21 protein-coding genes and 1 tRNA gene are annotated in these 23,272 nt (G+C 57.7%); 17 read left to right on the top strand and 5 right to left on the bottom strand.

Annotated elements, in window-relative coordinates; all coding sequences use genetic code 11:
* Positions 1–154: 154 nt before the first annotated feature.
* Entirely contained in the window at positions 155–376 is a 222-nt protein-coding gene (locus tag AAEZ06_RS12385; protein WP_149412055.1) for a hypothetical protein, read from the bottom strand.
* A 147-nt stretch (positions 377–523) separates the two neighbouring features.
* On the opposite strand from AAEZ06_RS12385, the gene AAEZ06_RS12380 reads away from it, so the two are divergent.
* From AAEZ06_RS12380 to AAEZ06_RS12315, 14 genes are all read left to right on the top strand, one after another.
* Positions 524–883 (top strand): DUF2784 domain-containing protein, encoded by a 360-nt coding sequence (locus AAEZ06_RS12380; protein WP_350614488.1) that lies wholly within the window; start codon positions 524–526, stop codon positions 881–883.
* A gap of 251 nt (positions 884–1,134) precedes the next feature.
* The gene (locus AAEZ06_RS12375; protein ID WP_350614486.1) at positions 1,135–2,463 is read left to right on the top strand and encodes a lipopolysaccharide biosynthesis protein; all 1,329 of its coding nucleotides are present in this window, start codon (positions 1,135–1,137) and stop codon (positions 2,461–2,463) included.
* A 177-nt stretch (positions 2,464–2,640) separates the two neighbouring features.
* On the top strand, positions 2,641–3,699 hold the full coding sequence (locus AAEZ06_RS12370) for a GDP-mannose 4,6-dehydratase (RefSeq protein ID WP_149412058.1): 1,059 nt from the start codon (positions 2,641–2,643) through the stop codon (positions 3,697–3,699).
* 45 nt (positions 3,700–3,744) lie between these two features.
* Positions 3,745–5,217, top strand: coding sequence for an exopolysaccharide biosynthesis polyprenyl glycosylphosphotransferase (locus AAEZ06_RS12365; RefSeq protein ID WP_350614484.1), 1,473 nt, complete (start codon positions 3,745–3,747; stop codon positions 5,215–5,217).
* Positions 5,207–6,163 carry a glycosyltransferase family 2 protein gene (locus tag AAEZ06_RS12360; protein WP_149412060.1) on the top strand — a complete coding sequence of 319 codons (957 nt, stop codon included), beginning with the start codon at positions 5,207–5,209 and terminating at the stop codon, positions 6,161–6,163. Before AAEZ06_RS12365 ends, AAEZ06_RS12360 begins: the two co-directional genes overlap by 11 nt.
* Positions 6,160–6,999 (top strand): NAD-dependent epimerase/dehydratase family protein, encoded by an 840-nt coding sequence (locus AAEZ06_RS12355; RefSeq protein ID WP_149412061.1) that lies wholly within the window; start codon positions 6,160–6,162, stop codon positions 6,997–6,999. The genes AAEZ06_RS12360 and AAEZ06_RS12355 overlap by 4 nt, the downstream gene beginning before the upstream one ends.
* Positions 6,996–7,955 carry a glycosyltransferase family 2 protein gene (locus tag AAEZ06_RS12350; protein WP_149412062.1) on the top strand — a complete coding sequence of 320 codons (960 nt, stop codon included), beginning with the start codon at positions 6,996–6,998 and terminating at the stop codon, positions 7,953–7,955. Before AAEZ06_RS12355 ends, AAEZ06_RS12350 begins: the two co-directional genes overlap by 4 nt.
* The gene (locus AAEZ06_RS12345; protein ID WP_149412063.1) at positions 7,945–9,420 is read left to right on the top strand and encodes an O-antigen ligase family protein; all 1,476 of its coding nucleotides are present in this window, start codon (positions 7,945–7,947) and stop codon (positions 9,418–9,420) included. Before AAEZ06_RS12350 ends, AAEZ06_RS12345 begins: the two co-directional genes overlap by 11 nt.
* The gene (locus AAEZ06_RS12340) at positions 9,417–10,658 is read left to right on the top strand and encodes a glycosyltransferase family 4 protein (RefSeq protein WP_149412064.1); all 1,242 of its coding nucleotides are present in this window, start codon (positions 9,417–9,419) and stop codon (positions 10,656–10,658) included. Before AAEZ06_RS12345 ends, AAEZ06_RS12340 begins: the two co-directional genes overlap by 4 nt.
* 31 nt (positions 10,659–10,689) lie before the next feature.
* On the top strand, positions 10,690–11,814 hold the full coding sequence (locus AAEZ06_RS12335; protein ID WP_149412065.1) for an acyltransferase family protein: 1,125 nt from the start codon (positions 10,690–10,692) through the stop codon (positions 11,812–11,814).
* 22 nt (positions 11,815–11,836) lie between these two features.
* Positions 11,837–12,460: a hypothetical protein gene (locus AAEZ06_RS12330; protein WP_350614480.1), complete on the top strand. Its 624-nt coding sequence runs from the start codon at positions 11,837–11,839 to the stop codon at positions 12,458–12,460.
* A gap of 84 nt (positions 12,461–12,544) precedes the next feature.
* Positions 12,545–13,285 (top strand): polysaccharide biosynthesis/export family protein, encoded by a 741-nt coding sequence (locus AAEZ06_RS12325; protein ID WP_178114404.1) that lies wholly within the window; start codon positions 12,545–12,547, stop codon positions 13,283–13,285.
* Positions 13,272–14,426, top strand: coding sequence for a beta-galactosidase (locus AAEZ06_RS12320; RefSeq protein WP_350614478.1), 1,155 nt, complete (start codon positions 13,272–13,274; stop codon positions 14,424–14,426). The genes AAEZ06_RS12325 and AAEZ06_RS12320 overlap by 14 nt, the downstream gene beginning before the upstream one ends.
* Positions 14,427–14,438: 12 nt before the next feature.
* Positions 14,439–15,956, top strand: coding sequence for a GumC family protein (locus AAEZ06_RS12315; protein ID WP_350614476.1), 1,518 nt, complete (start codon positions 14,439–14,441; stop codon positions 15,954–15,956).
* 262 nt (positions 15,957–16,218) lie between these two features.
* Here AAEZ06_RS12315 and AAEZ06_RS12310 read toward each other — a convergent pair whose 3' ends face one another.
* A complete protein-coding gene (locus tag AAEZ06_RS12310; RefSeq protein WP_350614474.1) occupies positions 16,219–16,923 on the bottom strand; it encodes a DUF6602 domain-containing protein in 705 nt (234 codons plus the stop codon).
* Between the two features lie 260 nt (positions 16,924–17,183).
* Positions 17,184–17,273: transfer RNA gene (locus AAEZ06_RS12305), tRNA-Ser, on the bottom strand.
* A 334-nt stretch (positions 17,274–17,607) separates the two neighbouring features.
* Between AAEZ06_RS12305 and AAEZ06_RS12300 the strand changes: the two genes are divergently transcribed.
* From AAEZ06_RS12300 to AAEZ06_RS12290, 3 genes are all read left to right on the top strand, one after another.
* The gene (locus AAEZ06_RS12300; RefSeq protein ID WP_149412071.1) at positions 17,608–18,297 is read left to right on the top strand and encodes a crotonase/enoyl-CoA hydratase family protein; all 690 of its coding nucleotides are present in this window, start codon (positions 17,608–17,610) and stop codon (positions 18,295–18,297) included.
* Between the two features lie 216 nt (positions 18,298–18,513).
* Positions 18,514–19,236 carry a 1-acylglycerol-3-phosphate O-acyltransferase gene (locus tag AAEZ06_RS12295; RefSeq protein WP_350614472.1) on the top strand — a complete coding sequence of 241 codons (723 nt, stop codon included), beginning with the start codon at positions 18,514–18,516 and terminating at the stop codon, positions 19,234–19,236.
* A gap of 65 nt (positions 19,237–19,301) precedes the next feature.
* Positions 19,302–20,273, top strand: a complete 972-nt coding sequence (locus tag AAEZ06_RS12290) for a magnesium and cobalt transport protein CorA (RefSeq protein WP_149412073.1) — start codon at positions 19,302–19,304, stop codon at positions 20,271–20,273.
* Positions 20,274–20,294: 21 nt separating this feature from the next.
* Here AAEZ06_RS12290 and AAEZ06_RS12285 read toward each other — a convergent pair whose 3' ends face one another.
* Positions 20,295–21,017, bottom strand: coding sequence for an amidotransferase (locus AAEZ06_RS12285; protein ID WP_350614470.1), 723 nt, complete (start codon positions 21,015–21,017; stop codon positions 20,295–20,297).
* Between the two features lie 103 nt (positions 21,018–21,120).
* Positions 21,121–23,265, bottom strand: a complete 2,145-nt coding sequence (locus AAEZ06_RS12280; RefSeq protein WP_350614468.1) for a 3-hydroxyacyl-CoA dehydrogenase NAD-binding domain-containing protein — start codon at positions 23,263–23,265, stop codon at positions 21,121–21,123.
* Positions 23,266–23,272 lie beyond the last annotated feature (7 nt).

Genomic DNA, 23,272 nt, shown 5'->3' with positions numbered 1-23,272 from the left:
GTTGCCTGTAAGCAACCGTTAAGGATCTGCGACCAGAAAGGTAGCGGATGCCTGAAGTCACTACCTATCAGCTGGAACGCCAAGGCTCGCTTATCTCAAGCGAGCACAAGCATCAAAACAACGCGGCGCTAATAACGGCGCAAGAGACGGCCGATTATTTGATTTTCTTAACCTGACCTTCATCTTCCATCAACGCGGCAAACTGCTTCCAGCTCAGACGGTGCTTGTTGACACTATTACCCGCAGGCACCCATTCAATATTGCCCTTGCTGATCAGGATCTTCCCAAGCCTTGCGCCGTCAGCCTTGACCTCGACTTCAATATCTTTGCTCAGGACGACTTTCTGGTGAAAATTGACACTAACTTCGTGAGCCATTGCGGCTTCCTTGTCTGATGATTGCTTCAACCACTGCTCGACGAGTAGCGGCCAGCGAACAACAATATCATATTGATATCATTCACTTGCACTCACTTGGTCCATGCCCTGCGTGATCGAATAATTGCACTGCAAACGGAATTCATGATGTTTTATCGCCTAGCCGCCGACAGCCTGGTGCTGTTTCACCTGTTATTTATCCTGTTCGTACTGTTTGGCGCACTGCTGGCCCTCAAGTGGCGCCCCGTCATCTGGCTGCACCTGCCTGCTGCCGCGTGGGGCGTCGCCGTCGAAGTCTTCCACCTGCCCTGCCCGCTGACCCGCTGGGAAAACCTGTTCCGACACCTCGCCGGGCAAGACGGTTATGGCGGCGGTTTTATCGAGCACTACATCCTCACATTGATTTATCCCGCCGGGCTGACCCCGCAGATCCAACTGGGCCTGGGCGCCCTGGTGTTGTTGATCAATATCGCGGTGTATGTGCGGTTGATCAGACGGGTATGTTGATGGTCTGCGTTACCCTTTGACCTTGCTTAAGGGTGGGGCCAAATCCAGTTGTATCGATGCATCAGATAGCGGCTGATGTCTCGGTGTGCTTCTTGGGCAGTCATGTAGCCCACAGTCGGTATCCACTCGGCTTTCAAACTCAGAAACTGACCGTTCGGCTGTTTTGCGCCGTGTATGGTTTGCCAATCTGGGCCTGAGGAGCTATTCATTCTGAGTGGGAGTTACTGTCACTGGGCCAGTATCCTTTTTTGATGTTGTTCGGGGATGGAATAGCTCTTCTTGGGGTCGGGTCTATGCAAAGCATTCGCTCAGTGAGTCGCCGGTTCGGTCGTGTGTACGACATCCTGTGGGTGATCGGTGGGCAGGCCGCGCAAAGCCTGGCCAGCTTTCTTACAGGTCTGGCACTCGGTCGATGGGTTTCGCAGGAGGCACTGGGCGCATATGCCTTGGGTTATACCTTCTGCTTTTTGATTATTTCCCTGGGCGATACGCTGATCGCCACCCCCTACACCTATTTTCGAGCGCGTCAGGAAGGTGAGCAGGCGCAACTGTTTCCGGCGGCCTTGCTGGGTACGCTGTTGCTGGGTCTGGTGGTCGCACTGGGCCTGACGCTGTTTCATGTGCTCGGCACGGGAATACTGGCCGAGCTCTGGCCGGCCTTGCCGGTAGCAGTTTTCTGTTTGGTGCTGCGCGAGTTTCTGCGTCGACATTTCTATGTCATCGGCCGCTCTGTTTCGGCCTTGTTGCTTGACCTGCTCACGGCTGCTGGCCAACTGGTATTGCTGGGCTGGCTGCTGGCCAGCGATCGACTGAACGCCAACAACGTTTTCTGGACCATCGGCGCAGTCTCCGGGATCGCATTTGTTGTGTTCCTGTCGATGGTACAAGAGCGCTTTGTGGCCATTGGTCCGGGAACGCTCTGCAAGAGCTTGCGTGAATTTTTTGGCTATGGCGCCTGGCTGGTGGGTGGCGGACTTTGCCATGTGGCCAGCGTCCAATTGTATCCATGGCTGGCACTGCTGGGTGGCGGGCAAGGCCAGACCGGGCTCTACGCCGCCTGTGTTGCGCTGACCAACCTGATCAACCCGCTGCTCATTGCCCTGACCAATTATTTTCGTCCACGCTTCATTGCGCACTATAAAGAGGCGCAGGGACACGATTTTGTGGCGTATGTGTTCAGGCGTGCGTTGCTATTTCTGATTCCCGCTCTGGTGTTGTTACTTGTGGTCACCTTTGAAGGTGGCACATTGCTGCGTCAGCTGTATGGCGAACCCTTTACCGCAGGTGCTCCCGCGCTGGTATTCCTGGCCCTCGGCCTGTTAGCTGTCGCCTGTGCCGCGCCTGTACAACTGGGCCTTCTGGCCCTTCGCGCTCCGGTCAGTAACGTGTTCTACCATGGCTCCATCCTGCTGGTAGTGGTGGTTTTGGCTTACTTCTGGCGTGACCGACTGTCACTTGTCACCCTGGCCCAGATATACCTTGGTTCAAATGTTGCCGGCCTTTTGATGTTGCTGGGATTGCTGCAATTTTTTAAAAAAAATAACCGTGGTGCGACTGGTGAATCAATAGCGAGCAGCTAGAGTTCAGAAGCGCTGGTGATGGTATTTTGATATTGAAGTGCCGCCCTTTGGTGTGGCAGTCAATGCAGTAGTAAGCGTGGAGACATGCCCCCGTTTGCGCAGTATCCAGAAGGGGCTTATGGCTGGGTCTAAAACGTTGAATTCTTAAACGGTCCTGTGATCGGGGAGATTCGGGTTATGCGCAAAATAGTCATTACAGGCGGGGCGGGCTTTGCTGGGTCGCATATTGTTGATGAGGTGTGTCGGCGCTTTCCGAGTTCGAAGGTAGTGGTCCTCGACAAGATGACGTATGCCGGGGATTTCAGGAATATCTCCCATCACGTTTTTTCCAATCGCGTCCAGTTGCTGGTTGGCGATGTGACAGATCTCGATTTGTGTCGGCGTGTCGTGAAGGGGGCCGATCTGGTCATTCACGCGGCTGCCGAAAGCCATGTCGACAACTCTTTTGGCAACTCCCTGGAGTTTACCCGGACCAATGTCCTTGGGACCCACAGCCTGGTGGAGGCTTGCCGTCAGGAAAAGGTAAAAAAGATCATTCATGTCAGCACCGACGAGGTTTACGGTCAGATCATGAGTGGTGCGGCGAGCGAGGATGAAGTCTTGCGCCCGACCAACCCCTACTCGTCGTCCAAGGCAGCGGCAGAGATGATTCTGCAAGGCTATGTCCAGTCCTATCACGAGCCCATCGTGATCATTCGAGCCAACAACCTCTACGGCATCCGCCAGTTCCCGGAAAAAATCATTCCGCGATTCATCAGCCACCTGTTGACCGAAAGACGTTTGCCCTTGCACGGAAATGGCAGCTATCGACGCCACTACCTCAGTGCCGTGGACTTCGCCGAAGCGGTGGTATTCGTTGCCGAGCACGGTGCGGTGGGCGAGGTCTACAACATCGGCACCACCGAGGAATACACCAACCTGGAGGTAGCCGAGTTGATCAGCAACGCCTTTGGCAAGGACTCGTCCGAGTTGATCGACTTTGTGCCGGATCGTCCTTTCAACGATGGCCGCTACTCGGTCTCATGGGAAAAGCTCCAGGCCATGGGCTGGTCGCCACGGCACAGCCTGCATACAGACATCCCGCTGCTGGTCGATTGGTACCGTAATAATTTCGAGCGCTATTCGGAGTTGTTCGGGCCTGTACTCGTGCGTGAGCGGATGGAGCTTGAGAGCGACACTTTTACTACGGCGCTGGTTGAACAACGACCCAGTCCGTTCGGACCTCTCGATTCCTGATCTTCGTAGGCCATACCCGTAGTTTGCGGGGCTGGGGAGAATGCAATGACAGTATCGGAACCGCTTCTGGGCGTAGCCCAGAAGGAGGGGGACACTTGTGCCCGGGCTCGGGGAAAACCGACGCGACGTTTCGACGCTGCGGCCCTGGATGGTCTTGAGATTTTATTGGTGCGCCTGACCCGGGCCTGTGGCGGGGTTCTGGCAACGTTGCTGCTGGCCAGCCAGTACTGGTTGCTCAACGGTGCTCACTGGTCTGGTGTCTGGCTGGTCGGGCTGGCCCTGGTATGCAGCATGAGTTTGCTGCCGGTACGGGGTTACAAGGGTTTCGCCAAGCATGACGTTCGAGCACTGCGCATAGTCTATGCGGTGCTCGGCAGCGTGCTAGTGACGCTGTTTATCGTGCTGTTCATGTGGGTTGGCAACTTACCGCTGCTCCCGGCGGTGATGTACCTGGAGCTCACCCTGGCACTGGTGCTGTTGTGGCTACTCGCAGGGTGGGTCGTCGATAAACTGACGCGAAGCTGGGATCGCAAGGTGCGTCTGGTGATTGTCGGAGCCGGCGAACAGGGCGTGGCTATTTCGCGCTACATGACCGAGAACGAGTCGGGGATCGAGGTTATCGGGTTCATAGATGATCGCCAGTCCCGGATTGATTGCAGCAACCTGCCGTTTCCAATGCTGGCCGGAGGCACTGCGCAACTTGAGCAATTGCCGGCGGACGTGGATGGGGTCGTCATCGCTCTGCCCAATCAGGCCGGAGACCGAGTCAGCTCGTTGGCCACGCGTCTGCGCGGGCAACTGGGCAATGTCTATCTGGCGCCGGACGAGCCAGTGCTGGGGCACGCTTTCGTCAATCGGCCGACACAGGGTCCGGGCAATATGCTGTTGCTGGGGATGAATCCGCTGCCGATCGAAGCGCGGCTGATCAAGCGTGCTTTCGATATCACCTTCGCTTTTTGTGTGCTGACACTGTTCCTGCCATTGGGTTTGATTATTGCCGTGCTGATCCGTCTCGAGTCGCCCGGGCCAGTGTTGTTTACCCAGAAGCGCTACGGCTTGCGCAATTGCATGTTCGATATCTACAAATTTCGTAGTATGCGTTTTGACGCCGACTCCGCCAGCAAAGCCATCAACCTGACACAACGCACGGATAGTCGGGTCACGCGCGTGGGCAATTTCCTGCGGCGTACCAGCCTCGATGAGTTTCCGCAGTTTATAAATGTATTGCTCGGCCATATGTCGGTCATCGGCCCTCGGCCGCACCCTCCCGGGGTCATGGCCGGCGATCGGACCTATGAAACCGTTATTGTGGATTTCGTCGAGCGTTATAAGGTGCGCCCCGGCATCACCGGCTGGGCCCAGGTCAATGGTCTACGCGGCAACACGTTTACGGAAGAGTCACTGACCGAGCGTTTTGTCTACGACGTGCAGTACATCGAGAACTGGTCGCCGGAACTGGACCTGTGGATCGTGTTCAAGACCATGTTTGGCGGTTTCGGAGGTGCCAATGCATTCTGATGCCCAACAGGCCGTTGCCTCACTGGTCGAGCGCACCAGTATCGTGATTCTGACCCTCAATGCCGCCGAGCACTTGCGCGCATTGTTGCCCGCGCTGGCGGCATTGGAACATGCGCCCCAACGGGTGCTGTTTGTTGACTCGGCGTCGACCGACGAAACCGTCTCGTTGGTGCTGGGTGCCGGTTACAACGTCCAGAGCATCCAGCGCCGTGAGTTCGGGCACGGCAAGACCCGAAATCTGGCGGCGCAGCTATGTGCCGACAGCGACTACCTGGTGTACCTGACGCAGGATGCCTGCCCGCAGGGCAGCGACTGGCTGGCGCAATTACTGCAGCCTTTCGCCGACCCGCAGGTAGCGTTGGCGTATGGCCGTCAGCTGCCGCGTGCCGGGGCCACCGAAGCCGAGCGTTTTGCCCGTGAGTTCAATTACCCGGCCCGCGCAGAGCGAACCACGCTGGCCGACATCGCTCATGCCGGGATCAAGGCGGTGTTCTGCTCCAATTCTTTTGCCGCCTACCGGCGCGAGGCGTTGGAAAAAGTCGGCGGTTTTCCCGAACGCTTGCCCCTGGGCGAAGACATGGCGGTTGCCGCGCGTTTGCTCAAAGGCGGCTACGCACGGGTATACCAACCTGCGGCACGTGCGATTCACAGTCACGACTACAGCATTGTCCAGGAGCTCAAGCGTTATTTCGATATCGGCACTCTGATCGCCATGGACAGCGAACTGAGCCAGGCCCGACTGGCGGCGTCCGGCGAAGGTATGCGTTTTGTCAAAAGCGAGATTGCTGCCGCCTTGCAGCGTAAGCAGCCGCTGGCGGTGGTGCCAATTCTATTGCGAACCGCCGGGAAGTATTTCGGCTACTCACTGGGCGAACGCTATCGCTTGCTGCCGCTCGGCTGGCGGCGCCGGTTGAGCATGCATTCGTTCTTCTGGGATCAGCCATGAGCATCGTCGTCGTTGGCAGCACCAGCCTGATTTCCCGTGCCTTGCAGGAGCGCCCGGAGACCGCAGGCTGGCACTTCATCGGTCACCGCCAGGCGCTGGACGAGGATGCCTGGCCGGACAAGGTGCGCGTGGTGCTCAACCTGGCCTACAACCCGGCATTGCGCAACGGCTACGACCCGGCACTGGATTTCGAGCTGGCCCTGGCCCGGCGCGTGGAGCACTTGCCAGATGTGCACTACATCATGGCCAGCTCGCGGATGGTCTATGGCCCCGCCGACAGCGATGGGCGCTTGCATGAGGAGCGAGTACTCAACCCGGTGAACCCTTATGGCGTAGGCAAGGCGCTCACTGAAAACGCCTTGTCGCAGCTACTCGGGCCGCGGCTGACCATTGTGCGACTGAGCAATATCTTTGGTTACGAGCTGGACGATAGCCGGCGAAATTTTTTCGCCATGGTCTTGCGCAGCTTGTTCATCAGCCAGCGCATCGTGTTCGACATGAGCCCCTTCGTCGAGCGCGACTTCCTCCCGGTGGAGGTGCTGGCACGCTGGCTGGTGCGAGTAATTGAGGCACCGGTGCCGGGCATCTTCAACCTCGGTGCCGGTTTCGGCACGCCGACCGGGCGTATTGCGCAATGGTTACTGGAAGGTTTCGGGGGTGGCGAGTTGCTGATCAACGACATGCGTGAAGTCGACGCGTTCTGGCTGGACATGCAGGCGGCAGAACGCGCGTTCGGTATCACAGGGGCCAAACCGAACTGGCTGAAAACTCATTGTCATGTCCTGGGGGCACGTCTGCGTCAGGAGCACCGACTGTTGAAGGAGAAACGCGGATGAAGTCCCTGACTGTTTCCATCGTCAACTACCGCACTGCTCAGTTGGTGAACGAGTGCATTGATTCGCTCAAGGCGTTCCCCGCGACCCTGGCTCAGACCAGCATCGTAGTGGTCGATAACGCCTCGGGCGATGACAGTGTGGCGCAGATCTCCAGCCGGCACCCGGATGTTCGGCTGATCGCTTCGTCGCAGAATCTGGGGTTTGGAGGCGGTAACAACCTCGTACTCCGGGGCCTTCAGAGTCACTACGTGTTGCTGCTCAACAGCGACGCACAGGTTGAGGTCGGCACGCTCGACAGCCTGCTGCGGGTGCTCGAAGCGCAACCTGAAGTCGGTGCGGTGAGTGCCCGGGTAGTTAATGCCAGCGACGGTGCCGACCAGGACTTCCCGTGCCGCTTCCCGACACTGCCGGAAATGTTTCGGCGGTTGTATGGCGGTCCGCAGTTTCCAGCCTGTGGCCAGGAAGCACCGCTGGAACTGGAGCGTCTGCACGGCGCCTGCATGATGATACGAGGCGAACTGTTGGGCAGCGTCGGCCTGTTCGATGAAGGCTTCTTCATGTACGACGAAGATGTCGACTGGTGTGTGCGGGCACGAAACCAGGGCTGGCGCTTGCTGTTGGTGCCCGCAAGTCGTGTGTTGCACCACGGTGGCAGTTCGTCCGGGCGCGCGCCTAGTGGTCATCGCCCTGGCGCCCTGAGCGAAACCGCATTGCGCATGCGCTATGAGCTGCGTCGCAGTCGCTATCGCCTGTACCGCAAACACCGTTCGGCAGGAGAGGTGCTGGTCCTGAAACTGCTGACCGATACGGTCATGTTGCTGGCCAGCGTTCGAGCCCTGCTGGTCGGTTTACTGCGACCTGGACGGCGCGACGAGGCCTTGGCGCTGCTGCGGGCCAACGTGCGTGTCATCTCGATCAACCCGTTTCGCATCGAGGTGCCATTGCATGGCGTCTGAACCCTTGGCCCCATTGGGAATACATGAGCGCGTGCAGGCCCCCGGGGTGATTTTGGCCGTTGTCCTAGGTTTGGCGGTATCGCTGCTGACGGTGTATATGCCGCTCGCCGGCATCGGAGCCTCGCTGGCAATCGGCGCGAGCCTGCTCTTGAGCAAACAGCCCAAGTTGCTGTTGCTGGCGTTCGTGATCAGCCTGGCGATTCCGATCCAGAAAACCCTCGGCGGTATTCCGCTGAATGCTGCCGATGCCATCATCGTGGTCTGGTGCGCACTCTGGCTATTCATGCTGCAACGCCAGGATGGCCCGCGACTGGGGCGCATCCAGGTGCCTTTTCTGATCTGGGCGATCTTGCCTTTCGTGGTCGCGGTGTTTCTCGCCCAACTAGGTTCGACCAACCCTGGATCGAGCATCAAGCAATCGCTGCGCGTTGTTGAATGGTTTGTGGTGCTGCCGGTGTTGCTGATGGTGTTTCGTCCGGCCGAGCACTTCTGGCGTTTCATCGCCATGACCCTGATTTGCGTATCGAGTTTTTTTGCCATCGACGGGCTGGTGGAGGCCGCCACTAATGGCCACACCATCACCGGCATGCTTGGTATTCCGGTGCCTGGGCCCACTGGAGATGAACCGCAGATACGCCATACCTTCGACGTGTCGGGCCGTGCCGGCAGCTCATTCGGTGGCGCTCAGGGCCTGGCCATGTACCTGGTGATGATGATGAACATTGCCATTGCCCATTTGCTTTGCTCGCGCACGACTTATCTGCGCTGGCTGTCGTTGATCGGCATCGGTATCAGTATTGCCGGATTGATCGCCGCCGATTCGCGCGGCGGTCTGCTCGGGGGGGTGGGATCGTTGCTGGCGATCGGCCTGGTGCTGCGCCCAGGCCTGTGGAAACCGCTGTTGCTGATCGCCATTGTCGCGTTGGTTGCCTTGCCGCTCGGACTGGGGCTGTGGCCCAGTTGGGATGGCACGATCACCGGCCTGATTCCCGGCCGTGCGGACGCGGTGAACGATCGCTTGATCATCTGGAGCGTGGCCCGCGATGTCTGGTTCGACAACCCATTGTTCGGGGTTGGCCTGGGTAATTTCCGCGACGAGTTCTTCACCCGCGGCGTGACGCTGAATGTCGAGCTGGGCTATCAGTCGCTGCACGCTCATAACACTTACATGGAAATCCTCGTCGACACAGGGTTGATCGGACTGCTCAGTTATCTGTCGTTCATTGTCGTTGTGTTGCGCCAGTTGCTGCGTCGCTGGCGGCGCGGCGGGCAGGAGTCGGCGGATATATTTGCCCTCGCCGCAGTCGGCACCCTGACGGCCTACTGCATGTTCGCCATGGTCGACATGCTACTGCTGCAAAACATGCATTTCACCCTGGTGTTGCTATTAACGCTTGGCCTGACCGATTCGTCGTCACCTGCCCTGGGCCTGACCGCGCGCAATGTCGCTGAGGTGAAAGCATGAGAGTCCTTTTACTGGTGCAAGAGTTATCCATCGGCGGGCTACCCAACTATGCCCTGGACCTGGCCCGGGCGTTGATTGCTTGCGGTGACCAGGTTGTGCTCGCGCATCAAGGCGTGTCGGTGCCGGCGCATTTGGATAGTCAGGGTGTCGAGATCATCTCGCTGGCGGGTGCCGGGTCTGCGTTTGCGGCAGTGGAGCAACTACGTGCCTGGAGCCCGGATGTGATCCATGTGCATCTGTGCAGCGATGTCGCCTTGCTCGAAGCATTGGTCTCAAGCGGGCTGGCGTTGGTGCGCTCCTTTCATGACTACACCTCCATGTGCCTGCGCCGCGGTCGGCGGCGTTTTGCGGGGGACCGTTGCGCGCGTGCGCTCGGTTGGTCGTGTGCATTGTACGGCTGCGTGATAGGCCCACCGTCGGCCGGTGGGCGTGTTCCACGGCTGATGGACCTGCCAGGCAAGCTCCACGAACGTACGCTTTATCAGGGGTTCGATGCCGCGGTTGTGGGCAGTCAGCATATGCGACGAGTCTTGCTCAGCAATGGCTTTGCTGCCGAGCGTTTGTCCGTGGTGCCGTATTTCAGCCGCTTCGATCACGTCGCGCAAGGCGAGCCGGCCTATGGCAAGGCCCCGGGGCTGGCAACCGGAGATCGCCCGGTGCGGTTGCTGTTTACCGGCCAAGCGGTCAAGGGCAAGGGGCTCGAGGTGCTGATTCGTGCACTCGCGCGGGTGCACGGCAATTGGCGGTTGACGGCGATCACCAGTGGTCCGCGGTTGTTGCCGGCCAAGGTGTTGGCCGATCGCCATGGCCTGAGCGAGAGAATCGAGTTCATCGAGTGGCTGACACCGCAAAAGCTGGCTGCGTACTACCGGGATGCCGATCTGTTCGTTTTACCTTCCGTGTGGGACGACCCTGGTCCCTTGGTGGGTATTGAGGCCATGTCGTTCGAGACACCGGTACTGGCGTTCCCGGTAGGGGGCATTCCCGACTACGTCCAGGACGGTGAAACCGGGCTGCTGGCAGCACAGGTCAGTGCCAGGGCGCTTGCGACAGGACTGCAGCGAGCCCTGGACAACCCGAGCGACTTAACCCGACTCGGGCGTGCGGCACGCGTTCACGTTGTTCGTGCGCATAGCCGCGATGGCCATATCGACACACTGCGTCGCCTTTACCTGAGTTGCAGCAAGCGTGTCGCTGCGCAATCAGAGCAATTGATCACATTGCAGGAGCTTGGTTGATGAAGACATTCTTCAAAAGACGGGTGCGTCCATGAACGCCGTACTGCGGCAGTTTGCCGGCTTTTACAGCAAAGCCATCGCACGCTGGGAGGTGCAGCGTGGCGAGTTGCTCAGCGTTCAACGCCTGCGCGGCTTCGCGGTGCTGATGGTACTGGTCTATCACGCAGAAGACATTGCCCGCAAGCTGCCGGCGCTGGCGGACTTTCACAGTACCTATGCCTTGCGCTTCGGCTACTCGGCACCCGATATGTTCTTCGTCATCAGTGGTTTCATCATGACCTACGTGACGGTCAATAGCCGGTTTCAGCCAAAACGCTGGTTGCTCGGCCGGTTTTTCCGAATCGTGCCGATGTATTTTCTCTTCACATGCCTGGTCATGCTGCTCTGGCTGTACAACCCGCAGATGACCATGGGCTCGGGCAGCCATGACTGGGCGAGTGTTATCCAATCCTTGTTGATGCTGCCCCAGGCCGACCTCCCATTACTGTTCATTGGCTGGACGCTCGAGCATGAACTAGTGTTCTACACGATAGTGTTCCTGGTGGCATGTTTCTTGAAGATGGACGCGTTGTTCTGGGTGATGCTCGCACTTTCGGTGCTCGCGCTGGGTAAATGGACACTGATTCACTACACAGGGATCGAGCTTTGGGACTATCACCTGTTCTCCCTCTACATCATTCAATTCACCCTCGGTGTCTGGGTCTTTCGCATTCGCGAACGGGCCAGCAGCTGGGGCGTCATGCTGCCTGCAGTGGTCGGGTGTGCACTGCTGATGATCGGCGGGATGTTCGCTGAGTCGGGGCTGATCAATCACGAGCAACCCGTGCGGGTCCTGGCCTTCGGCGGAGCCTACGCGGCGTTCCTGCTGGCGGGATTGAACTGGGAGCTGAAGAACCGCAGCGCCGGCATCGTGCCGCAACGACGCGACGCGATGGTGCTGATTGGTGACGCGTCCTATGCGATCTACCTGACCCACCCATTCGTACTGGCCAGCTACGGCAAGTTGTTCCTGATGGTGAGCGTTTCACCGCTCGCCAGTGTCGGCCTGGCGGTGTTGGCGGGTATCTCGACGATCGTAGTGGGATATGCGGTGCACGTCTTGCTGGAAAAACCTGTGATCGAGATAGGCAAGCGATTAACCCGGGCCTTTGCCTGAGCACTGAAGGAAGGACCTATTCATGAATGCAATCAGTCGTCCAATTGTGTTGACGCCGGATATCGAAGATGCCCGGCTGACACTCCCCATGCAGGATTTGATGGCCCGGGTGTTACGTGATGCGCAGTCGCACACTTTGACCCAATTGATGATCGTTGGTGTCACCCGCAAGGTCGGTGCGTCCTTTATCACCCGGCAGGCAGCCAGCCAGCTGTCGATGGCGTTCGGCAGTGTGCTGGTGATTGAGGTCAGCGCCACTGCCGATGAAGCGGAAATGCTCGCGGGTGATATCGGTCGGTTGCGTGTGCCGGATCATTCGGCGGTGCAGATAAATCTGTCGACCAGCAGTTGCCTGAAACTTTTCGGTCTGGGAGGGAGCACCTCTCATGGCTCGTTGAGTGAGCGCCTGCATGAACATTTCGATCTGGTGCTGTGGGACATGCCATCGCCGACTTTCGCACCCGTCGCGATCGTCGCCGCCAAGAGCATGAACGGCATCATCCTGGTTGCGCAGACCAACAAAACCAGGCACCAGGCAGCCAGTTATGTCAGTCAACGTCTTCAGGAAAGCGGCGGCAAGATACTCGGGGTTGTGCTTAACCGTACGCTCAATTTCATTCCCGGCTGGCTTTATCGCTGGCTTTGAGCAGGCAGGCACGTCATCCGCTATTCACCAGGGGAGTAATAAAAATAAATGGCGATCATGGAATGGTTGGGGACAGGCAAAAGGGTGCTCGCATCGCTGTTGGTGCTGGGTGGGTTGTTAACCGGCTGCTCGACGATTGAAACGCAACAAATGCCAAGTGCCGACGGCTTGCCGCTATTGGGCGCCGACGGGATCGTGCCGGGGTTGCAATACCGGATTCGTCCGGGGGACGACCTGGATATCAAGTTTTACGTTGCCAAGGACTACAACGAGCAGGTGCCGGTTCGTCCGGATGGCTATATCACCATGCAGCGGGTCGATGACATCAAGGCCGCTGGGCTGACGCCCAATGAGCTGCGCGAAGAGATAAGACGTCGCTATCTGGGCCTCGTCAACGATCCCAGCGTCTCGGTGATCGTCAAATCCTTCAAGGGCTTTCGCGCCTACATCGGTGGCGAAGTGGCGGTACCGCAGGTGGTACCCATGGACGGTGGCATCACGGTCATGCAGGCCATTTATCGTGCCGGTGGTTTCCGCCCGACAGCGCACCCACAATCGATCGTACTCATTCGCAAGATGCCGGACGGGCGCCCAGTGCCTTATCACCTAGACCTGAGTGACCAGGCGATCGCGCAGGGCAAATCCGACCTGGGCGTGGCGCTCAGTCCTTACGACGTGATCTACGTGCCGCGTTCGCCAATCGCCAATGCCAACCTGTGGGTTCAGCAATACGTCACCGACCTGGTGCTGTTCAAAGGCATACAGTTCGGTTTCTCGGTCAATCGCAACTACAACAAGGGCGATTCTTCCGATGGCTCCTTCTGATCGAAGCGGGTGGCGTCAGTGCCTGGTGCTGATAGTGCTGTTGGGCGCAATGCTGGCGCAGTTGGCCCAGGCAGCCGCACCCGTGCTGGGGATCAACGCGATGTGGGGCAGTGGTGACCCGGAGCAACTGCGCGAGCGCTTCAAGAAAGCCAAAAGCCTGGGCGTCACCCACGTGCGGATCGACTGGGAGTGGCGCCTGGCAGAGCCGCAGCGCGGCACGTATCAGTGGGACAAGCTCGACAACCTGGTACGGGTAGCTTCCGAGGAAGGCATTGAGTTATTGCCCATCGTTCACTACGCCCCGGCCTGGGCTCTGGTTGACAAGACCAAGGCTGGGGATGTTTTCGAGTTGGCGCCGAGCGAGGACGCCTACCAGGACTTCGGTCGTTTCGTCAGTGCCTGCATCGAACGTTATGGCCCTGGTGGCAACGCCCCACAAGGGTTGAAGCCCATCGGCTATTGGCAGATATGGAACGAGCCCAACGTCAAACAGTTCTGGGGGCCGGAGCCTGACGCCGATGCGTTTGTAGCGATGATGCAGGTGGTCAATAAGGAAACCGAACGGCTGCGAGATCGGGTCAAGATTGTCCATGCCGGTATCTCGCGAGCCGACATCGAGTACCTGTGGGAGCTCTGGGATATCGACAAGGATTACGGCAGAACCTTCGACATCCTTGCCGTGCATCCGTATGTCTTCGACATGAAGGAAGGTGTTCGCGAGCCGGATGCCATGGACAAGGACGAGTCGAAACCTGCGGCCATGGGCTTTATCGGCAGCACCGACGATCCGGCCTTTCTCGGCAAGGTATTCAACCTGCAGTTGTTCATGAATCTCAAGGGCGCAAAGGACAAGCCGATCTGGATCACCGAAGAAGGCTACGTAGTAGCCGATCATAAACTCGGCGTCACTGAAGCCGAGCAGGCCAGGCGGATGGTCGCGACCCTGGATTACATCAACCAGCACCTCACTCAAGTACCCTTCGGCGAGGGCAATCAAGCGTTGCCGGCTAATGTTCAGCGGGTGTACTGGTTCTCCCTGGAAGACTACCCGTCACCCGATGGGCTGGGCAATTTCGGACTGTTCCGTGCCGACGGCAGCGAACGTCCTGCCGCTGAAATCTTTCGTCATTTGAAACAATAAGAGGCTGTGGCCATGACCATACGCGACGTGCTCAATATTCTGTTCAAGCGGCGTTATGTAGTGCTCGGGTTTTTCCTGGCAGCACTGGTCGGCGGCTTTGCCGGGCTGAAACTGTTTCCGGCGACTTATGAGTCGACCGCGCGTCTGCTGGTACGCATTGGTCAGGAAGATATCTATGTCCCGACACTGAGCAGCACCCAGTTCCGCGCCCCGATGATGTCTGTGGTGCGTGAGGAGCAGCTTCACTCCGAAGCGGGCATCCTCACCAGCGAGAACCTCTCCGAACAGGTTGTCGATGAGGTCACGCCGCAAAAACTGTTCCCCGGCATTGATGTCGAGCATCCCTGGTATACGCCCAAGGGTGTGGTCCAGGGCCTGACCCAGATGTACAGCGCGATTGAAGGCTACTTCTTTCCACAGTCGGCCGACCGCAGCCTGCGTAGCCGGGCAGTGAGCCGGATGCAGAGCGATCTCTCGGCGGAGCCGGTGAAAAGCTCCAATATCATCGAGGTGAGCTTGCGTAACAAGTCAGCAGAGGCGGCTGCGCTTGGGGTCAACACCTTGGTCAAACGCTATCTGGTGGAGCGGGTTCGCATCTACCAGCGTGAGAAAACCAGCTTTATTTCCAGCCAGCTGGATGAACTGGAGTCGCAGATCAAGACGACCGAGCGTGGCCTAGGCAGCTTGCGCAGCGAAAGGCAGGTGGTCGATGTCGATTTGCAGCGCAACATGCAAATAGACAAACTCAAGGATGCACGCAAGAACATCGATACCACCCAAGTGATGATCGACCAGACCGAGCGCCAGAACGAGGTGCTGCGCCAGCAATTGAACAATGTACCGCGCACCACCGAACTCACTGGGGCGCAGAGCTCGAACAGTTTTGCCCTGAGCGAGTTGAGCAAGCAACTCACTGACCTCAAGCGCACGGAAGCCGAAACCATTTCCCGGCTCTCGGCAAACGATCCAAAAATTGTCCCGCTGCGTCAGGAAATTGCCGTGGTCGAGCAGCAAATCAGTTCGCAGAAGGGGCAGCGCTATGCCTCTTCCGAGCGCGGCATCAACCCTCTCAACGCTCGGTTACGCGATGACCTGATGCGCAATGAGTCCGCTCTGGCCGGTTACCGTCAGGCACTGGCGACCCTGACCCAGCAGGAGAAACTGGATATCGAGCGGCTCAACGAACTCAATGGGATCGAAGCGCAATTCAAAGAGATGGAGCAGAAGCTTGGCGTGTTGCGCGACAGTCGCAAGTTGTACCTGGAACGGTTTGAGGAGACCCGCTTCCTCAGTCAACAAGCCGAAGCCCAGATCGGTAACGTTTCGGTGGTCAATTGGGCCTCGGTGAACAATCGCCCGGTCAGCCCCAAGCTCTGGCTGGTACTGGTCGGAGTGCTATTGGGTGGTCTGCTCGGTGGCATTGGCCTGGCTTTCGTTTTCGAAATCTTGGATGACAGCCTGAAATCCGAGTCCGATGTGCAGCGATATCTCGGCTTGACGGTGATCGCCAAGGTGCCGCAACTAGGTTGACACGGTTGTGCACGAACGCCCCGTTGTCCCTCGGGTCACGGGGCGTTTTGCCCGCTAGGTGTTGATGACGCCGAGGACCGTTAACGGCTTCGCTCACAAAAAAATGCTCCCACTCCTAGCTTCGATGCGGGGGCATTTTTTATATAAGTGGCGTTATTCGCATTCAGCGTTCTATCTATCTTCAACTGGCGAAATCGACCAAAAACTGACTCGCAAATTCATCTACGGGGGCGTTGTAAACTCCAGCACAGTACGCCAGCAGTCATGAAATATACGCGTCCCACTTCACACCGCGCATCACTAAGCGACCAGTCACCTTTGACAACAGCGCAAGCAGACGTGCAAGGCCAATGGCGGCATCATCAAACCGAAGGTAAGAACTGTTACCTTCCTTGTTAAATAACATTCCTTCGTTCTTGATAAATATCCCTTTTGTGAGATCTAAGTACACGTCTGGTTGGCAGGCCTCTGGAAGCTCTATAAGTTTGCGCTCGATGCTCTCCAGTGCAGAACCTCCGTATGTGAGAACAACGCTCAATATCCTAGCGTGCGGCCAATCTAGATCGCCAAGCTGAACCCCCTCAAGCGTAGTAGGGATTAGCGTTTTTACGCTCTCAATATTGAGAGCTACAGCCTCAAGAACAGATGGTGTTATTTCTGTTTTGATTTCGAAGGTTGCTACACTTCCCTCCTGGAAAATCAAGTCGTGGCCGCTAGCGAACGGAAGTCGAGGCATGGACTTCAACATTAATACGATATCTTGCTGTTTCGAACGTCGACCATTCGAGTCGATAATTACTCCACTTACAACGCTGGTCACTTCAGGAAGATGTGCAACAAGAAAGTCCTGAATGAGTCGCTCTCGCGCCGATCCCGCAGTGGCAGAATGTCCCAGTACCTTGGTCATTTCGTATTGAGCATTTAACCCTTTAACAGCCCCTTGACAGTACTCAATTAGCGGTTTCATTAAGGTGCTCTTTTCTTGGAAATGAATATTGTGACTCTCTAGGAATCGGTGAGCGGCTGAAAATGGCCAGAGGTAGCCACACTTTATCCAAGTCTCGACGGTCGGGTGAAATGGCCCTTACACGCTCAGTCACAGGTCCCTCTTTACGCCCCATGGGAGCACCAGTCCCATGGTGCTCCCATGGGGCAATTTTCTGGATGCCAAAAACCACAAACCCCCGACTTTCTCTAGGAAAATCAGGGGTTTGTGTTTACTTAATGTGGCGGTGAAGGAGAGATTCGAACTCTCGATACAATTTCTTGTATACACACTTTCCAGGCGTGCTCCTTAAGCCACTCGGACACTTCACCGTATCTCGTCAAACTCATTCAGTCTGTCGAGGCGCGCTAATGTAGTCGAAAGCTTTTCTGATGGCAAAGGTTTTTTTCAGAATTTTCATGCGCTTAGACGGTTATACCGTTCCAGGCGTATTAGGCGCCGTACTCACCAAGGCGATTGTGCCATTCTCAGGCACAGGCAACGCCTGCCTAGAGTCGCTGCTGCGCCCTGCCGAAGGCTGCTCGCGGGCGGGCATGGGGGAAAACTCTGACTGGCCAGTCAGTCACGGCGCTTTACCAGGGCGAGCGCGGTGAGTAACGTCTGCTGCCTGCACTTCTATTACATGTATTACAAAGGAATCGCGTCATGAGTGAGTTGATTGCCTACCACCTCGAAGACGGTATCGCGACCCTGACCTTGAGCAACGGCAAGGTCAATGCCATTTCACCTGCGGTGGTCGGTGCCTTTAATGAAGCGCTGGATCAGGCCGAGAAAGATCGGGCAGTGGTGATCATCACGGGCCAGCCCGGGATTCTGTCGGGCGGTTACGATTTAAAAGTGATGACCGCCGGCCCCAAGGAGGCGGTCAGCCTGGTGACGTCGGGCTCGACCCTGGCCCGTCGCCTGTTGTCACACCCTTTCCCGGTGATTGTCGCTTGCCCTGGGCACGCGGTGGCCAAGGGCGCGTTTCTGTTGTTGTCGGCGGATTATCGGATTGGCGTGGAAGGGCCGTTCAGCATTGGCCTGAATGAAGTGATGATCGGCATGACCATGCACCATGCCGGGATCGAGTTGGCGCGCGATCGCCTGCGCAAGTCGGCGTTTCATCGCTCGGTGATCAATGCCGAGATGTTCAACCCGCAAGACGCTTTGAGTGCCGGCTTCCTCGACAAGGTGGTGGCACCCGAAGAACTGCAGGCAGCGGCGTTGGAAGCGGCGCGTCAGTTGAAGAAAATCAATATGAACGCCCACAAGCACACCAAGCTGAAAGTGCGTAAGGCGCTGCTCGAAGCGCTGGATAGCGCGATCATTCAAGATCAGGAGCACTTGGGTTAAGTCGACAACCCATGCATTACTAGAAGCCCGACCTTGAGTCGGGCTTTTTCTTGCACTCAACTCTGAAAAGAGCCACAACCGCTCTAAACAGTGTCTGTCACCGAATGTTGAAACATGCGCTTAAACATCGCCCATCTCCTACCTCTACAGGGGTAATTGCCGAATACAGTGCACGTCCGTACACTGCGCCACCTTTTGTCCCAATGGGCCGTATCGATGCTTTACTCTGTACGCATGTTATTGATGAGCCTGCATTTTATCGTCGCTGGCGTGCTGGGCGTGCTGCTGGGGATTTGCCGGCCATTCAACCCGGACAATAGCCGTCTTTGTGCACGCCTTTATGCGTTGCCTGCGATGTGGATTTTGCGCTTGCGGGTCAAGGCCCAGGTTGACTCGCTGCGGGACAAACCCAACAGCTGCGTGATCATCGCCAACCATCAGTCCAACTATGATTTGTTCGTATTCGGTAACGTGGTGCCCTACCGTACCGTGTGTATCGGCAAGAAGAGCTTGAAATGGGTGCCGCTGTTCGGGCAGTTGTTCTGGCTGGCGGGCAATGTGTTGATTGATCGGAGCAATGCCCTCAAGGCGCGGCGTTCAATGCTCACCACCACCCATACGTTGCAGCACGAAGACACCTCGATATGGGTGTTTCCGGAAGGTACGCGCAACCTCGGCGAAACCCTGCTGGCGTTCAAGAAAGGTGCGTTCCAAATGGCGATTGCCGCTGGCGTGCCCATTGTGCCGGTGTGCGTCAGTACCTATGTGAAGCAGATGAAGCTCAATCGCTGGAACAGTGGTGATGTGTTGATTCGTTCATTGCCGCCCATTCCTACGGCCGGATTGACGATAGATGACATGCCCCGACTGATGGAGGAATGTCGGGCGCAGATGGTGGTGTGTATTGCAGCAATGGATCAACAGCTGCAAACAACCTGACTCCGCTGGCGCCCTGTTCAAGCTAAGCTGCCCGCAGCCATCCAAATAAAGAAGCGATCAGCACTATGGGTAGAGTTGTTGCCGCCGCCGTCTACAGCGCCGGGAAGAAAGTCACTAACATCACCCTCGACGAAGGTGCTGCCTGGGCCGCCAAGCCTGACCATTTTGTCTGGATTGGCCTCGAAGAGCCCAACGCCCAGGAGTTGGCCAATCTGCAACGCCAGTTCAACCTGCATGAACTGGCCATCGAAGATGCCCTGGAAAAACACAGCCGGCCCAAGCTGGAAACCTTCGGCGATGCGCTGTTTATCGTGACCTACTCGCCGGTTCGCCATGAAGGCAAGCTGGAGTTTATCGAAACCCATATCTTTGCCGGCAACGGATACATCATCACTGCCCGCAATGGCCACTCGGCGTCCTACGGTTACGTGCGCCAACGCTGTGAGGCGCGTCCATTGCTGCTGGAACACGGGGAAGACTTCGTACTCTACGCGATACTGGATTTTGTCACCGAGAACTACCAGCCAGTCAGCGAAGCGATTCATGCCGAAATCGATGAGCTGGAGCGCAACGTGCTATGCAACTCCCTGAGTGAACGGGATGTCCAGCATCTCCACGGGCTGCGCCGCGATGTGCTGCGACTACGCCGCTATGTGGCGCCGATGGTGGAGATCAGTGAGGAACTGCAGAGGCTGAGCTTTCCGTTTATCGACAAGAATATGCGCCCGTATTTTCGCGATGTGCAGATTCACGTCACGCGGCAGATGGAAGACCTGGCGACCCTGCGGGATATCGCCAGCCAGACCATTGAGATCGGGGTGTTGCTGGAAGCGTCTCGACAGAGCGTGGTGCAGCGCAAGTTTGCCGCCTGGGCGGCGATCCTGGCGTTCCCCACGGCGGTGGCCGGAATCTATGGGATGAACTTCCAGAACATGCCAGAGCTGCAATGGCACTACGGTTATTTTGGCGTATTAGGGTTTATCGCGGCGGGCTGCATCGGGTTGTGGGTAAGTTTCAAGCGTTCGGGGTGGTTGTAAGTCACCCCGCAGGCTTATTGATCAGGCAACCTGCGGTTTGTGCGCAACAAACCGCATCATCCACTCCGCCACGGTCACGCCGTGGTGGTCATGCTCCAGGCTGGCCATACCTTTCTGATAGACCTGTTCGCCCAGGTGTAGCTGGCGGATATCCAACAGTGCCCGCGAGTAGTCGTGGATAAACTCAGGATGACCCTGGAAGCACAACACCTGGTCATTGATGTGATAGGCGGCAAACGGACAGAAATCACTGGACGCGATGACCGTGGCGTTTTCCGGTAGCGCCGTGACCTGATCCTGGTGGCTGATCAACAGTGTCAGTTCTTCCACCACCGGACTCATCCACGGAGCCTTGGCAGCCAGTTTGTAGTTGTGAATACCCACGCCCCAGCCCTGGGTCGCCCGCTCGCTCTTGCCGCCCAGCAGCAGCGCCAGCAGTTGATGCCCGAAGCAGATACCTAGCAATTTGTCGCCACGTTCATAGCGCTTCAGCAGGTACGTCCTGAGGGTTTCGATCCACGGGTCAGTGGCAAAAGAGTCGGCCTTGCTGCCCGTCACCAGGTACGCATCGAATACCTGATCATCGGCCGGATAATCGCCCTGCATCACGTTGTAGACGGTGAACTCAGCAGCAATCGGCTGCTGGGAGAACAGGCGCTGGAACATCTGCCCGTAACCTTGATATTGATCGACCAGTTCCGGACGCAGGATATCGGTTTCCAGAATGCAGACGCGTAGTGACATAAAAAATACCTGACACGGTGATGGGAATAATGCACACGCAAGAAGCCTGCCTTGAAATACCCCAGCAAGGCAAGCCCTAGCCTATGTCTTTACCTCGCTGCAGTCAGAACGTCGCACCCTGCGCCGCTTTTTCCAGCAACAAGGCCGGCGGCGAAAACCGCTCGCCATATTGCTCGGCCAGGTAACGCGCCCGCGCAACAAAGTCGTTCAGTCCATATTGATTAATGAACTGTAATGCCCCGCCACTCCAGGCCGCAAAACCAATACCAAAAATCGAACCGACGTTGGCATCGGCGGTGGACATCAGTACGCCTTCCTCCACGCACCGCACCGTCTCGATGGCCTGGATAAACAGCAGTCGGTCCCGCACATCCTGGGACGAAATCTGCTGGTCAGCTTTCTCGAAACGACTTTTCAGCTCCGGCCACAAATGTTTTTGCCCTCCGCTGGGGTATTCGTAGAAACCGCCGCCGGCTGCCTTGCCAGGCCGCTTGTATTCATTGAGCAACAGATCAATCACGGCGAACGCCGGATGCTGAGGCATTGTTTTACCTTCGGCCTGCAGGTCCTTGGCCGTCTGCTGACGGATATGGCTCATCAGGCTGAGGGAAACCTCGTCGGAAATCGCCAGCGGGCCAACGGGCATGCCGGCCTTACGCGCCTCAGTCTCGATCATCGGCGCGGCCACGCCTTCACCGAGCATGGTGATGCCTTCGTTGGTGAAGGTGCCAAACACACGCGAGGTAAAGAAGCCGCGACTGTCGTTGACCACGATCGGGGTTTTCTTGATCTGCAGTACGAAATCGAAACCTCGGGCCAGGGTTTCGTCGCTGGTATTGGCGCCCTTGATGATCTCTACCAGAGGCATTTTTTCCACCGGGCTGAAGAAGTGCAAACCGATGAACTTGCCCTGGTCCGGCACCGCTTTGGCCAAGCCACCGATGGGCAAGGTGGAAGTATTTGAGGCGATCACCGCGTCGGCACCGACAACCCGTTGCGCGGCGGCCGAGACCTTGGCCTTAAGGTCTCGGTCTTCAAATACCGCTTCAATGACCAGGTCGCAGCCGGCAAGGTCGGCATCGAGCTCTGCAGGATGAATCCGCGCCAGCGTGCTTTCTCGCTGCTCGGCGGTCAGTTGCCCACGGCTGACCTTCTTGTCCAGCAGCGCTGCAGAATGAGCCTTGCCCTTCTCTGCCGCGGCCAGGTTGACGTCCTTAAGCACCACCTCGATCCCGGCACAAGCGCTGGCGTAGGCGATCCCCGCGCCCATCATCCCGGCGCCGAGTATGCCGACCTTGCGTGTGACGTATGGAGCGAAGCCTTGTGGTCGCGAACCGCCAGCGTTGATTTCATTGAGCTGGAACCAGAAGGTGCCGATCATGTTTTTCGCCACCTGGCCAGTGGTCAGCTCCGTGAAGTAGCGGGTCTCGATCAACTGCGCGGTGTCGAAATCAACCTGGGCGCCCTCCACGGCGGCGCAGAGAATTTTCTCCGGAGCCGGGAAACAACCATTGGTTTTGCTGCGCAGAATCGATGGGGCGATGGCGAGCATTTGCGCGACTTTCAGGCTCGACGGCGTACCGCCGGGGATCTGGTAGCCGCTGACGTCCCAACGCTGCTTGGCCGTCGGGTTGGCGAGTATCCAGGCCCGGGACTTGGCCAGCAGCTCGGCGCGATCCGTCGCCAGCTCGTCGATCAATCCAGCTTGCAAGGCCTGTTGCGGCGTGACTTTTTTGCCCTCCAGCAAGTAGGGCAAGGCTTTCTCCAAGCCCAGCATGCGCACCATCCGCACCACTGCGCCACCGCCCGGCAGCAGGCCGAGGGTGACTTCCGGCAAGCCTATCTGTACCGACTTGTGGTCCAGCGCCACGCGGTGCTGGCACGCCAGGCAAATCTCCCAGCCACCGCCAAGGGCCGCGCCGTTGATGGCCGCCACCACTGGTTTGCCAAGAGTCTCCAGGGTGCGCAGTTGCGCCTTCAACCCCAGGACCATGTCGTAGAAGGCCTTGGCGTGGGGCTTTTCAATCTTGATCAATTCAGTGAGGTCGCCGCCGGCAAAGAAGGTCTTTTTCGCCGAGGTGATGATCACTCCGGCAATCGAATCCTTTTCCGCTTCCAGGCGTGCGACGGTGGCGGCCATGGCTTCGCGGTACACCGCATTCATGGTGTTGGCGCTCTGGCCCGGCATGTCCATGGTCAGCACCACAATCTGGTCCTGGCCTTTTTCGTAACGAATGGCATCGGTCATGACAAAT

The sequence above is a fragment of the Pseudomonas sp. HY7a-MNA-CIBAN-0227 genome, assembly GCF_040310325.1.
GTDB lineage: Bacteria > Pseudomonadota > Gammaproteobacteria > Pseudomonadales > Pseudomonadaceae > Aquipseudomonas.
Note: the sequence above shows the minus strand (reverse complement) of the source record. Positions and strands in the feature narration are given on the sequence as shown.

Excerpts from the sequence above, each read along its gene's own strand:
- AAEZ06_RS12315 (WP_350614476.1), top strand. The coding sequence starts at position 14,439 with ATGACCATACGCGACGTGCTCAATATTCTGTTCAAGCGGCGTTATGTA.
- AAEZ06_RS12300 (WP_149412071.1), top strand. The coding sequence starts at position 17,608 with ATGAGTGAGTTGATTGCCTACCACCTCGAAGACGGTATCGCGACCCTG.
- AAEZ06_RS12320 (WP_350614478.1), top strand. The coding sequence starts at position 13,272 with ATGGCTCCTTCTGATCGAAGCGGGTGGCGTCAGTGCCTGGTGCTGATA.
- AAEZ06_RS12340 (WP_149412064.1), top strand. The coding sequence starts at position 9,417 with ATGAGAGTCCTTTTACTGGTGCAAGAGTTATCCATCGGCGGGCTACCC.
- AAEZ06_RS12330 (WP_350614480.1), top strand. The coding sequence starts at position 11,837 with ATGAATGCAATCAGTCGTCCAATTGTGTTGACGCCGGATATCGAAGAT.
- AAEZ06_RS12365 (WP_350614484.1), top strand. The coding sequence starts at position 3,745 with ATGACAGTATCGGAACCGCTTCTGGGCGTAGCCCAGAAGGAGGGGGAC.
- AAEZ06_RS12335 (WP_149412065.1), top strand. The coding sequence starts at position 10,690 with ATGAACGCCGTACTGCGGCAGTTTGCCGGCTTTTACAGCAAAGCCATC.
- AAEZ06_RS12310 (WP_350614474.1), bottom strand. The coding sequence starts at position 16,923 with ATGAAACCGCTAATTGAGTACTGTCAAGGGGCTGTTAAAGGGTTAAAT.
- AAEZ06_RS12345 (WP_149412063.1), top strand. The coding sequence starts at position 7,945 with ATGGCGTCTGAACCCTTGGCCCCATTGGGAATACATGAGCGCGTGCAG.
- AAEZ06_RS12370 (WP_149412058.1), top strand. The coding sequence starts at position 2,641 with ATGCGCAAAATAGTCATTACAGGCGGGGCGGGCTTTGCTGGGTCGCAT.
- AAEZ06_RS12280 (WP_350614468.1), bottom strand. The coding sequence starts at position 23,265 with ATGACCGATGCCATTCGTTACGAAAAAGGCCAGGACCAGATTGTGGTG.
- AAEZ06_RS12355 (WP_149412061.1), top strand. The coding sequence starts at position 6,160 with ATGAGCATCGTCGTCGTTGGCAGCACCAGCCTGATTTCCCGTGCCTTG.
- AAEZ06_RS12285 (WP_350614470.1), bottom strand. The coding sequence starts at position 21,017 with ATGTCACTACGCGTCTGCATTCTGGAAACCGATATCCTGCGTCCGGAA.
- AAEZ06_RS12295 (WP_350614472.1), top strand. The coding sequence starts at position 18,514 with ATGCTTTACTCTGTACGCATGTTATTGATGAGCCTGCATTTTATCGTC.
- AAEZ06_RS12360 (WP_149412060.1), top strand. The coding sequence starts at position 5,207 with ATGCATTCTGATGCCCAACAGGCCGTTGCCTCACTGGTCGAGCGCACC.
- AAEZ06_RS12290 (WP_149412073.1), top strand. The coding sequence starts at position 19,302 with ATGGGTAGAGTTGTTGCCGCCGCCGTCTACAGCGCCGGGAAGAAAGTC.
- AAEZ06_RS12375 (WP_350614486.1), top strand. The coding sequence starts at position 1,135 with ATGTTGTTCGGGGATGGAATAGCTCTTCTTGGGGTCGGGTCTATGCAA.
- AAEZ06_RS12380 (WP_350614488.1), top strand. The coding sequence starts at position 524 with ATGTTTTATCGCCTAGCCGCCGACAGCCTGGTGCTGTTTCACCTGTTA.
- AAEZ06_RS12385 (WP_149412055.1), bottom strand. The coding sequence starts at position 376 with ATGGCTCACGAAGTTAGTGTCAATTTTCACCAGAAAGTCGTCCTGAGC.
- AAEZ06_RS12350 (WP_149412062.1), top strand. The coding sequence starts at position 6,996 with ATGAAGTCCCTGACTGTTTCCATCGTCAACTACCGCACTGCTCAGTTG.